This is a genomic window from Aestuariibaculum sp. YM273 (genome assembly GCF_030908365.1).
Taxonomy (GTDB): domain Bacteria; phylum Bacteroidota; class Bacteroidia; order Flavobacteriales; family Flavobacteriaceae; genus Aestuariibaculum; species Aestuariibaculum marinum.
Genome location: NZ_CP133090.1, coordinates 784,556 through 797,125, shown reverse-complemented (window position 1 = coordinate 797,125; position 12,570 = coordinate 784,556). Strand labels below are relative to the sequence as shown.

The 12,570-nt window shown below is 37.7% G+C and carries 7 protein-coding genes; all 7 read left to right on the top strand.

Features of this window, described 5'->3' with window-relative positions:
* Window positions 1-11 precede the first annotated feature (11 nt).
* The 7 genes from RBH94_RS03460 (at window position 12) to RBH94_RS03430 (ending at window position 12,530) form a co-directional block, all read left to right on the top strand.
* Window positions 12-1,982 carry a RagB/SusD family nutrient uptake outer membrane protein gene (locus RBH94_RS03460; protein WP_307882378.1) on the top strand — a complete coding sequence of 657 codons (1,971 nt, stop codon included), beginning with the start codon at window positions 12-14 and terminating at the stop codon, window positions 1,980-1,982.
* 202 nt (window positions 1,983-2,184) lie between these two features.
* Complete coding sequence (locus RBH94_RS03455) at window positions 2,185-3,885, top strand: polysaccharide lyase family 1 protein (protein ID WP_307882377.1); 1,701 nt, start codon at window positions 2,185-2,187, stop codon at window positions 3,883-3,885.
* A gap of 47 nt (window positions 3,886-3,932) precedes the next feature.
* A complete protein-coding gene (locus RBH94_RS03450) occupies window positions 3,933-4,592 on the top strand; it encodes a DUF3826 domain-containing protein (RefSeq protein ID WP_307882376.1) in 660 nt (219 codons plus the stop codon).
* Window positions 4,593-4,632: 40 nt separating this feature from the next.
* Window positions 4,633-6,333, top strand: coding sequence for a polysaccharide lyase (locus RBH94_RS03445; RefSeq protein WP_307882375.1), 1,701 nt, complete (start codon window positions 4,633-4,635; stop codon window positions 6,331-6,333).
* A gap of 15 nt (window positions 6,334-6,348) precedes the next feature.
* The gene (locus RBH94_RS03440; RefSeq protein WP_307882374.1) at window positions 6,349-9,513 is read left to right on the top strand and encodes a DUF6298 domain-containing protein; all 3,165 of its coding nucleotides are present in this window, start codon (window positions 6,349-6,351) and stop codon (window positions 9,511-9,513) included.
* Between the two features lie 11 nt (window positions 9,514-9,524).
* The gene (locus RBH94_RS03435) at window positions 9,525-10,958 is read left to right on the top strand and encodes a glycoside hydrolase family 140 protein (RefSeq protein ID WP_307882373.1); all 1,434 of its coding nucleotides are present in this window, start codon (window positions 9,525-9,527) and stop codon (window positions 10,956-10,958) included.
* A 6-nt stretch (window positions 10,959-10,964) separates the two neighbouring features.
* Window positions 10,965-12,530: a glycoside hydrolase family 28 protein gene (locus RBH94_RS03430; RefSeq protein WP_307882372.1), complete on the top strand. Its 1,566-nt coding sequence runs from the start codon at window positions 10,965-10,967 to the stop codon at window positions 12,528-12,530.
* The last annotated feature ends 40 nt before the right edge of the window (window positions 12,531-12,570 follow it).

Sequence of the window (12,570 nt, the reverse complement as noted above, 5' to 3'; positions counted from 1 at the left end):
TGAGAAGAATTATGAAAACGAAAATAAACATATATATCGCATGGGCATTATTACTAATGGTAAGTGTGTCTTGTAGTGATGATTTTTTAGAGGAAAAAGGGGTTTTTGGAAAGTATGACGACACATTCTATGAAAGTCAAGAACGTGTAGATTGGTACATTAATAATGTGTATTACGATTACTTTGGGTCGTATACAAGTCCTTTGTCAACTTTAGTCGGGTCTTATACACAAACCTATTCTCGATTAACTGAGGAAATTGGAGGAATGCAAGACCTTATTAATCCTACTGTAGAATATAAAATGGCTAACGATGGTTCTGGATATTACGGGACTAAATTAGAAGCAAAAGTAAAGAATGAGCCGTATCACAGAATTAGAGACATTAACAGTTTTTTAGAAGAAATAGATGTTAAAGGAGCTGATTTAGATGAAGATTATCGCGCTACTGCAAAAGGTCAGATGTATTATTTAAGAGCGATACAGTATTTCGATTTAATGCGTGTTTATGGAGGCGTTCCTTTAGTGACTGAAGTACAGGATGCTAGTTCAACCGATGAAAGTATTAAATTACCTAGAGCTAGTGTGTCTGAAGTTGTATCACAAATTGTTGAAGATTTGGATATGGCTGCTAGTTTATTGCCAGGTAGCTGGTCTCCATCAGATTATGGGCGTTTTACCAGAGGAGCCGCTTTAGCGCAAAAGGCCAGAGTGTTATTAACTTACGCTAGCCCATTATTTAATACATCTTGGGACACTTCAGTTGAGCGTTGGCAAGCAGCTTTAGACGCTGGTTTAGCAGCTGAAGTTCAGCTAACAGCAGATGGGTATGGGCTATATGGTAACTCAGCAAAAGACTGGCAAGATATGTTTACTATCGATAATTCGTTCTGTTCAGAAGCAATTACTGTACAGTTGTTAGGAAGTGGTAATAGTTCAAATATTATAAATAATAGTTGGGAGAACAGTGTTAGGTTATCGAGTCAATCAGGAAGTGGCGGATTATCTGCGCCTAAAGAAATGATTGATTTATTTCCTATGGCAGATGGATCTAAACCAACCGTGGCTAACGGGTATGATGACTTTTTATTCTTCGTAGATCGTGATCCAAGATTTTACAGAACCTTTTCTTTTTCAGGAAACAAATGGGGGTACAAAGATAATCAAGATCAAAGTGTTTGGGCTTACCGTTGGTTAGGTATTGGTGATGATGAAATTGAGAGAGCTTATTTTAGTGATAATAATCAAGTGTCTAGTCCGGCATTCGTCAGAAAAATGTCGAACATTGAAGAAAGCGAAGATAACTTCCAAAATTCTGGAACAGATATTTTTGAGTATAGATATGCCGAATTATTACTAAATATAGCCGAGGCTTATGCAGGAGTAAACGATATTGCAAACGCTACAGCTTATATTGGTAAAGTAAGACAACGTGTAGGTATTCCTTCAGCAAACAATTACGGAATAGGAACTCTTTCAAGTAAGCTTGAGGCATTTAAAGCGTGTTTATACGAACGTCAGGTTGAGTTAGCTTATGAAGGAAAACGTTTTTGGGATGTACAGCGTTGGATGTTGTATAATGATGATGCGTCTGTTAACAATACAACCTGTGCCGATTTAGGGGTTACGCCTTTAAATGGAACTAATCGTACCGGTCATTATTTACAGTATAATGGAGGTGTGGTGACTTCAGATGATCCATTGGCTACTGTTAGAGACGGAGTTGTGGTAGATCCGGATGCAGCAGATTTTGAAAACCAAATTCAAAATTTAGCAACCATCTATACTAATAATTTTGTTTTAGAAGATTTAGAAACTCCACTTGATAATGTTAATAATGTGGAAGTTAGCATAGATTGGAAGCAACGTTATTACATCATGGGGTTAAAAACCGATGTGTTAAGTCTTAATCCTTGGTTAGAACAAACCATAGGGTGGTTGGATGCAACAGGAAGTGAAGGAACTTTTAACTATCAGGATTAATTTGTATATTTAAGAGTCAGTGACACTTATATAAACCTGAATATTAAAATCTTTGAAAATACCTGTGTTTGTTGAAAAAATACAGGTATTTTTTTTCTAGATGAATTAAACCTTTATACAATATAAGTGTCTAAAAAACACTAACTGCTCGTGAAGAGTAAGTTTGTTACATAAATTGTATAATAACTCAAGAAAACTAATAATGAAAAAGAGTCATTTTATTTTATTAACTCTATCACTAATTATGGGTAATGCCTATGCGCAATACCCAAAACTAACCGATGATGATAGAGCTAAAGAAGCCGCAATAAAAGCTGAAGCCTACAAGCATTCTGATGAAGCTTGGGAGAAAGCTAAAATTATAGTTCAAAAGGAGGCTAGAGAAGGTAAACCGTATATTCCGTGGGCGGGTAGACCAACAGATTTACCACAGGCGGAAATTCCAGCTTTCCCAGGAGCAGAAGGTGGCGGAATGTATACTTACGGTGGTCGCGGTGGTGAAGTTTACACAGTAACCAGTCTTGCTGATGACGGACCAGGTTCACTTCGTGAAGCTTGTGAGAAAGGTGGAGCAAGAACGATTGTTTTCAATGTAGCAGGAATCATTAAATTAAAAACACCACTAATTATTCGTGCACCTTACATTACCATTGCAGGGCAAACAGCTCCTGGTGATGGTATTTGTGTAGCCGGAGAAACCGTATGGATTGATACGCACGATGTTATTATCCGTCACATGCGTTTCCGAAGAGGAGATACATTTGTTGGTCGTCGTGATGATGCTATTGGAGGAAATCCTGTGGGAAACATTATGTTAGATCACATCTCTGCAACTTGGGGGTTAGATGAAAATATGTCTATTTACAGACACATGTATAGTCCTGGTGCCGATTATAAAGATGAAAAGAAACCAACTGTAAATATTACTATTCAAAATAGTTTGTTCGGGGAAGCTTTAGATACTTATAACCATGCTTTTGGAAGTACTTTGGGTGGTGAAAATTGTTCATTCATGAGAAATATGTGGGCGAATAATGCAGGAAGAAACCCTTCTATAGGTTGGAACGGAATCTTTAACTTTGTTAACAACGTAATGTTTAACTGGGTACACCGTTCAGTTGATGGTGGTGACTACACGGCTAAATATAATATTGTTAATAACTACTTTAAGCCAGGGCCTTTAACGCCTCTTGATCAGCCAGTAAGTTACCGTATTTTAAAACCTGAGGCAGGTAGAAGTAAATTAGATACTATGGTTTATGGTCGTGCTTATGTAAAAGGTAACATTGTTGAAAATAACGAAAAAATTACTAACGATAACTGGGCTGGAGGCGTTCAGATTGAAGGTAAAGATGGCGAGTTATTAGATTTTGAAGGCGCTAAACCATATTTCGCTTATATGAATGCAAGCAGACCATTTCCTATGCCTTGGATAAGAGAAATTATGGATGCGGATGAAGCCTTTGATTACGTAACCGAACATGTAGGAGCAACACTTCCAATTCGTGATGTGGTTGATCAACGTATTGTTAGAACAGTTAAAACAGGAAAACCGGAATACGTTGAAGGTTTAGATCCTGATTCATTCTATCACTTTAAGCACCGTCGATTAGCAAAGGATTCGTACAAACACGGAATTATTACTGATATCGCTCAGGTTGGTGGATACCCGGAATACAAAGGTACGCCTTATGTTGATACTGATAAAGATGGTATGCCAGATGCATGGGAAGAAAAATACGGTTTAGATCCTAATGATTATTCAGATTGTAAGGAAGATAAAAATAACGATGGTTATACAAATATCGAGTCATATATCAACGGAATCAATCCGAAGAAGAAAGCAGACTGGAAAGATCTTAAAAACAATAAAGAAACGTTAACGAAGCCGCTATTAAAATAGGCTTCGTTAACTACTAAAATAAACAGTAATAATTAAACTAAAGACATATGTTGATTAAACGATTAAGCAAAGTAGTGTTGTTTTTTGCATTAGCTTTTGGAACAGTATCAGCTCAGCAGTATTTAGATCCGGAATACATTAAAGTTACTAAAGAGCGCGGAGCGAAAATTGTGAATGGATTAGAATTAAATGATGAGGTTAAAGAAGCAGTGGTTACCGAAATTATTGCTAAACAATATCAAAATTTAAGTAAACTTCAGGATGGGCGTGATGCTAAGATTGAAGACCTTAAAAAGAGTGAGCTTTCTAAAGAGAAACAAAACAAAAAGATTGAAAAAGTAAAATCGAAGTCTGAAAAAGCTATCAATAAATTACACAAATCTTATGTAAAGCAGTTGTCTTCAGAATTAACAGAAGAACAAGTTGATGGTGTTAAAGATGGCATGACTTATGGGGTACTACCTAAAACCTATGCGGCCTTCCTTGAAATGATTCCTAGCCTAACAAAAGAAGAGCAAGATTATATCTATAATAATCTGAAAGAAGCAAGAGAGCATGCGATGGATGGGGGCTCTTCTAAAGAGAAACACGCTTGGTTTGGTAAGTATAAAGGAAGAATCAATAATTACCTATCAGCTCGTGGTTACGATCTGGAAAAGGAGCGAGATGGTTGGTACAAACGCATCGAGGAAGCTAAGAAAAAATAAGCTTTCCAATAAAATATTAAACTAAAAACTAAATATCAGTATGTACAGCATAACTAAAAATAAGGCACTAAAATATGCACTTACAGTGGTGTCTTTTTGTTCATTGGTTAAAACGGCTCAGGCGCAATACCCTGAAATTCCTCATGAACTTCAAGCTAAAACCGATTCAGTTTTGGCTTTAGAAGATAAAAGACTTGATGATATTTGGCAGAAAAACTATCACATTATTGAAGCAGATGCTAAACAAGGAAAGCCTTATATTCCTTGGGCTGCTTACCCTGCAGATTTAGTTCAGGCAGAAATTCCTGCCTTTCCAGGAGCCGAAGGTGGTGGCGCATTTACGCAAGGTGGTCGCGGTGGAAAAATATTTGTGGTAACCAGTTTAGCTGATAGCGGACCAGGGACTTTACGTGAAGCGCTAGAGGCTGTGGGTTCAAGAACAGTTGTGTTTAATGTGGCTGGAATTATTCAGCTTGAAAAGCCAATTAGTGTTCGTGCACCATATATTACTATTGCTGGACAAACAGCTCCTGGTGATGGTATTTGTGTAGCAGGCGAATCTATTCTTTTAGATACGCACGATATCATTATCCGTTACATGCGTTTCCGTCGTGGTGCTACCGATGTAACTCGTAGGGATGATGCACTTGGAGGAAATGTAATTGGTAATGTGATTATTGATCACTGTTCGGTGAGTTGGGGGTTAGATGAAAATATATCGTTATACAGACACCAGTTTCAGGCAAACGAAAAGTCGAGATTAGAAAAAATGCCGGCTGTAAATGTAACCATTCAAAATACCATTTCGTCAGAAGGTTTAGATACGTATAATCATGCATTTGGTAGTACTATTGGTGGGTTAAATAGCACGTTTATTCGTAACTTATGGGCTAATAATATTTCCAGAAATCCTTCAATTGGTATGTATGGTAGTTTTAACTTTGTTAACAACGTATTATTTAACTGGTGGAACCGTTCTTTAGATGGTGGTGATTACCGCTCTATGTTCAATATTGTTAATAATTATTTCAAACCAGGCCCTATTACTCCAATTGATAAACCGATACGTTATCGAATCTTAAAACCGGAATCAGGATATAAACAACCCAAAGCTTTTGGTCGTGCTTATGTAGCTGGAAACATTACGGAAGGAACACCGGAAGTAACAAAAGATAACTGGAATGGTGGTGTGCAGTTAGAAGGTGAAGCAGATAATAAAGAACAGTATTATCTGGATTTAATCAAGCAGTCTAAAGCATTTCCGATGGCTAATGTAACCATTATGGAAGCCGATGAAGCTTACGATTATGTGTTAAATCATGTAGGTGCAACGTTACCAAAACGTGATGCGGTTGATGAGCGTGTAATTAAAACGGTTAGAACCGGTAATGTGGAATACAAGGATGGTCTTGAAAATACCATTGGAAAAGAATTTATCAATAGAAGATTACCAGCCGATTCTTATAAAAAAGGCATCATCACACATCCAGATCAGGTTGGTGGTTACCCGGAGTATAAAGGGAAAGCTTATAAAGATTCAGATGGCGATGGGATCTCAGATAAATGGGAGAAAAAATATGGTTTAAATCCTAAAGATGCTTCTGATGCCAATCAGGATTTAAACGGTGATGGATATACAAATATTGAAAAATACATCAATGGTATCGATCCGACTAAAAAAGTAGATTGGAAAAAATCTGAAAATAATGTCGATACCTTATCAGAAAGATTGTTACAATAAAATAGCAGATTCATAATGAATTTTATTGGGTTAAAAAATACAGGGCTTTATCTTCAGGGTAAAGTCCTTTTGTCGAGTTTAGCGATATGTTTAGTGTCTAATTTTGTGCTTGCTCAGGCGTCCTTTCCGGATATCATAAAAGATAAAAATGGAAAGGTGCAGCATGTTGCCGATAGCTTAGGGAATCAGATACCTGATTTCTCTTATGCTGGGTATATGGCGTCTGAAAAGGCGATTCCAACGGTCGATGCTAAAATTTTTGTGCCTAATCAAACCGAAGATGCTACAAAAAGAATTCAGGCAGCGATTGATTATGTAAGTCAGTTAAAACCGGATGCCAACGGGTTCCGTGGTGCCGTACTTTTAGATAAAGGCACTTTTAAGCTTAACGGAACATTATATTTAAAAACCTCAGGAGTTGTGCTCCGCGGAAGTGGTAACGAAGACGACGAAACGGTGTTGTTAGGAACCGGCTTAAAACGTGAAGCTTTAGTAAGTGTTCTAGGCGAAGATAACCGAACCTATGCAGATACGTTAGTGTTTAAAACGACATACACACCACTTGGTGCTCAAAAAATTCAATTAGAAAAGATTTCAAAATTAAAAGTTTCCGATAAGATTGTTATCCGTCAGCCTTTAACCGATAATTGGATAAAGACTTTGGGTATGAATTTCTTTGGAGCAGAAACCGGTTGGATAGGATGGAAAACCCGCGATTGGGACATTACCTGGAACCGCGTTGTAAAAAATATTAATGGTAATGAAGTGACGTTAAATGCTCCTCTAACCATGACTTTAGATGATACTTACGGCAAGCCGGAAGTTATTAAATATTCTTGGACAGGCAGAATTGAAAATGTAGGTGTCGAAAATATTAACATGCAATCTGCTTTTAATCCTGCAAACGAGAAAGATGAAGAGCATCGTTGGTTTGGTATTAGTTTAGCGAATGTAAAAAATGCCTGGGTACGTCAGGTTAACTTTAAGCATTTTGCTGGTGGAGCTATAGCTATTTTAAAAACCGCGCAGCAAATTACGGTTGAAGATTGTATTGCTACTGAGCCTGTTTCAGAAATAGCAGCATTTAGAAGACATACGTTTTATACCGAAGGACAACAAACCTTATTTCAACGTTGTTATTCCGAATACGGTTATAACGATTTTGCCGTTGGTGGTTTCGGAACTACAGGACCAAATGCCTTCGTACAATGTCATTCATACTTGCCTTATAGTAATAGCGGCGCAATTGGTTCCTGGGCTACAGGAGTCTTGTTTGATGTGTCTTACGTAGATGGTGAAGGTATTAATTATGAAAATCGAGAGCAAACTGGACGCGGGGCAGGTTGGACAGCAGCAAATAGTGTGTTCTGGGAAACTTCAGCTTCAAAAATATTAAATTATAGTCCGCCAACAGCTCAAAACTGGGCATTTGGTACTTGGGGAGGCATTATGGGCGGAAATGGGCATTGGAAAGATGTGAATAATCATATTACGCCAAGAAGTTTATTCTATGCGCAATTAGAAAACCGTCTGGAAAAGCTGCCTATGAATCCGTTTGTTTACGATATGGGTTCAGAACCAACATCAAGTCCGACCGTAGATGAAGCTCAGGTGTTAACTCAGGAAGCCTTGATTCCGGTAATGAGCATGCCGCAATGGATTCAAAAATCGTCTGAAGCAAATCCAATTCCAGTTGAGGCTTTAAAATTAAAATCGGTAAACGATTTAAAACTGAAATCTAAAGAGAATGCTTTAGAGAAAGGTTCCGTAAAAATTGTTAAAGGAAAACTAACCTTTAACGGTAAATTTATTGCCGGGAATCAACAAAATGTGCAATGGTGGCGTGGAAGTTTAAGAAAACATGACCTTAACAATTCAAAACCCCATGTAACACGTTTTGTTCCTGGGTGTACGGGAACTGGATTTACTGATAACTTAAATGAGGTTACAGCATATTTTAAACAAAATAATATTGTTGCTTTAGAGCATAACTACGGGTTGTGGTACGAACGTCGTATGGACGATCACGAGCGTACCCGCAGAATAGATGCCGATGTATGGCCTCCGTTTTACGAACAGCCTTTTGCAAGAACCGGAGAAGGATTAGCTTGGGATCAATTAAGTAAATACGATTTAACAAAATTCAACGATTGGTACTGGAATCGCTTAGACCGCTTTGCAGATTTAGCCGAAGCTAACGGACAGTTATTAATTAATCAGCAGTATTTTCAGCATAACATCATAGAAGCAGGGGCACACTGGTCGAGTTCACCTTGGCGTTCTATAAACAATGTTAATGGCACCGGGTTTCCTGAGCCACCACCATATGCAGGCGATAAGCGTATTTTTATGGCGGAACAGTTCTATGATGTCACCAATGAGAACAGAAGAAAACTTCACGAAGGCTTTATTAGAAAATCTTTAGAGAACTTCGCAGATAACAGTAATGTGATTCAGTTCACCAGTGCAGAATATACGGGACCACTTCATTTTATGGAATTTTGGTTAGATGAAGTAAAAAAATGGGAAGATGTAACCGGAAAAACAGGAATTATAGGGTTGAGTGCCACTAAAGATGTTCAGGATGCCATTTTACAAGATGCATCCAGAGTTAATATTGTCGACTTAATCGATATTCGTTACTGGCATTACAGACAAGATGGGACTGCGTATGCTCCTGAAGGCGGTAAAAATTTAGCACCACGTCAGCATGCACGTAAAATGAAAACCGGTAAGGAAACCGAAGAACAAATTTATCGTGCGGTACGCGAATATCGCGAAGCTTATCCTAATAAAGTGGTGTTGTATTCCACTATGGCAGCACCTCGATTTGGCTGGCCGGTATTAATGGCAGGCGGTTCGTTACCTAATATTCCATTTATCAATATCGACGGTTTTTATCAGGATTTAACCCAAATGCAGGTTAATTCCTCTCAAGATTTAAATAGTACTGTCTGGACTATAGAAGATGCAGGAAGGGCTTATTTACATTATTTGAGACATGGTGAAACTGTGGAAATCGATTTAAATGATTACAGCGGTAAGTTTGAAGTGTATTGGATTGATTCAGGTAACGGAGAAGTTATTGCTAAAACCAATATTAAAGGTAGATCGAGGCATAATCTAAAAGCACCACAACCGAACAAAGCAGAATTAGTAGTTTACATAAGAAAGAAATAATTACATAAAAGATGAAAAAGCGAACAACAAAACTATTTAGGGGGTTATCTATTTTAGGAGTGATAGCAGTCATGGTTTCTTGTAAAGGAAATCAGGAGAAGAAAGTAGAAGAAGAAGTCATAGCCGAGGCAAATATGCCGAATATTGAGGTTTCAGAAAATGGACATTATTTTCAAACCGAAGATGGTAAGCCATTTTTCTGGTTAGGAGATACCGGTTGGTTAGCTTTTAATAAACTAAAACGTGAAGAATTTCAAACCTACTTTAAAGACCGAAAAGATAAAGGATACAACGTCATTCAAATCATGACGATTCATTCTTTAGGAGTGGCCAATGTTTATGGCGATTCCGCATTAGTAAAGAAAGATTTATCGAAACCTTTAGTAACCAAAGGGAATGATTTTAATAATGAAGAAGCTTACGATTTTTGGGACCATGTCGATTATGCTTTAGATGTGGCTAAAGAAAACGATTTGTACTTAGGAATGGTGCCTGTTTGGGGTTCGCCAGTTACAGCAGGAGAAGTTTCTATCGAACAAGCTAAGGCGTATGCCAACTTTTTAGCAGAGCGTTTTCAAGATCGCGATAACATTATTTGGTTAGTTGGAGGTGATACCTTTGGTAATGAAAACACTGAATTATGGAACGCCATAGGAAGCATTCTAAAAGCAAAAAATCCGAAGCGAATGGTTACTTTCCATCCTCGTGGTCGTACCGATTCTTCTGATAATTTTCATAACGAAAGCTGGTTAGATTTTAATATGTTCCAATCAGGTCACCGTCGTTACGATCAGGATGATACTGAGCGAAATTACGGAGAAGATAATTATAAATTCGTAAATGTTGATTTCAATTTAAAACCTGCAAAACCAACTTTAGATGGTGAGCCTTCGTACGAAGGAATTCCTCAAGGGTTGCACGATACCTTACAACCTCTTTGGAAAGATAACGATTTACGTCGTTACGCCTATTGGTCGGTGTTTGCCGGTGCAGCAGGATTCACCTACGGAAACAATCACATCATGCAGATGCATGCCAATCATAAAATCCCAGAAGCTTACGGAAGTAAAACGTATTGGGTTGATGCCTTAAACGATCCGGGAGCAGGGCAAATGGTTCACCTAAAAGATTTAATGTTGAAATTCGATTATTTTAACCGTATTCCTGATCCTACTTTAGTAGCTAATCAAGGTGAAAAATACGGTTATATCGCCGCAACAAGAGGAAACGATTATGTTTTATTTTACACCTATAGCGGGCGAACCATTAAAGCCAATATGGGTGTTATTGAAGGAGATGAAGTAGAAGCGTCTTGGTTTAACCCATCAACTGGCGAAACAACAGCTGTTGGAACGTTAAAAAATGAAGGTGTTTTAGATTTTGATGCACCAGGTGAAGAGCATGAAGGTAACGATTGGGTATTAGTTTTAACAACTAAAAAATAAGATATAATGAAAAAGTTAGTTTTAATACTTTGTGTTTTAGTTTCAACTATGGGTTGGGCAAACAATGGCTGGTTTAATATTTTAGAACATGGTGGAAATAATAAAGGCGAATTATGTACTGAAGCCATTCAAGACGCTATCGATAAAGCTTCGGAATTTGGAGGAGGTACTGTTTATTTCCCTGCCGGGGAATATTTAACCGGGCCTTTAACCTTAAAAAGTAATATTGTTTTACATGTTGAAGCAGGAGCCTTAGTCAAGTTTTCAACCAATTTTGATCACTATTTACCATTCGTAGAAGTACGTTGGGAAGGTACTGTAATTCAAACCTTCAAACCATTATTACATGCTCGCGATGCTAAAAATATTACCATTACTGGTCGTGGAACTATCGATGGTCAAGGACGTGCCTGGTGGGAAGAAATCTGGCGTATTGAGTCGGCTAAAGAAAAATTAGAGCCGACCAAATATCAAAAAATGACCGAGGAAGCTAACGGGCATATTCAAACGGCCGATTATTACAAGCGTACGAGAAGCTACTTGTTTCACCGTCCACCGTTATTTCAAGCGTTTAAATGTGAAGATATCACTATCGAAGGGGTAACTATTCAAAATTCACCATTCTGGACGATTAACCCGGCGTTTTGTAATAACATTACTATAGATAATGTATCAATTTACAATCCGTATTCTCCAAACACCGATGGTATAAACCCGACCTCATGTAGTAATGTGCGCATTTCAAACTGCCATATTAGTGTAGGTGACGATTGTATTACCATTAAATCGGGTCGTGATGCCGATGGTAGAAAATGGGCAACGCCAACCGAAAACGTTACCATTACAAATTGTACCATGCTTAGCGGTCACGGTGGTGTGGTTATTGGAAGTGAAATGTCTGGAAGCATCAAAAAAATTACCATTGCTAACTGTGTCTTCGATGGCACAGATAGAGGAATCCGTTTAAAAGCAGCTCGTGGTCGTGGTGGTGTTGTTGAAGATATTCGCGTGAGTAATGTGGTTATGAACAATATTCAAAAGGAAGCGTTTATGTTCAACTTATTTTATGATAAAAATACGGTTGAAGAACCAGTTACTGAGCGTACACCAATTTTTAGAAACATTCATATTAGTAATGTAACGGCTACGAATGTTAACACAGCTGGTCGCGTCATTGGTATTCCTGAAATGCCAATTCATAATTTATCGTTTACAAATATCAATGTTGAAGCAGAACAAGGATTTTCAGTGACTACAGCGCGCGATATTGAATTTCACGATGTAAAAGTAAATACCACTATTGGTTCGGCTTTTAAAGTTGAAGAGTCCAGCAACATTATTTTAGATCACGTGTCAACACAAGCACCATTAAAAGATACACCTGTTGTGAAATTGAATAATGTATCGAATGTGTTGTTGAATAATAATTTCCCAATGCAACCAACCGATGTGTATGTTGAAGTTGACGGAAAAGATACGAAAAGTGTATTCTTAAAAAACAATGTTTTTGAAAACGTGAAAACACCTTTAAAAACAGGAAAGGAATTAAAAGTGAAATTAAAAGTCGATTAATCGGCAATAATTATAATAGCTCATGCCTGAAGTTTAAGGT

Excerpts from the sequence above, each read along its gene's own strand:
- RBH94_RS03460 (WP_307882378.1), top strand. The coding sequence starts at position 12 with ATGAAAACGAAAATAAACATATATATCGCATGGGCATTATTACTAATG.
- RBH94_RS03455 (WP_307882377.1), top strand. The coding sequence starts at position 2,185 with ATGAAAAAGAGTCATTTTATTTTATTAACTCTATCACTAATTATGGGT.
- RBH94_RS03450 (WP_307882376.1), top strand. The coding sequence starts at position 3,933 with ATGTTGATTAAACGATTAAGCAAAGTAGTGTTGTTTTTTGCATTAGCT.
- RBH94_RS03445 (WP_307882375.1), top strand. The coding sequence starts at position 4,633 with ATGTACAGCATAACTAAAAATAAGGCACTAAAATATGCACTTACAGTG.
- RBH94_RS03440 (WP_307882374.1), top strand. The coding sequence starts at position 6,349 with ATGAATTTTATTGGGTTAAAAAATACAGGGCTTTATCTTCAGGGTAAA.
- RBH94_RS03435 (WP_307882373.1), top strand. The coding sequence starts at position 9,525 with ATGAAAAAGCGAACAACAAAACTATTTAGGGGGTTATCTATTTTAGGA.
- RBH94_RS03430 (WP_307882372.1), top strand. The coding sequence starts at position 10,965 with ATGAAAAAGTTAGTTTTAATACTTTGTGTTTTAGTTTCAACTATGGGT.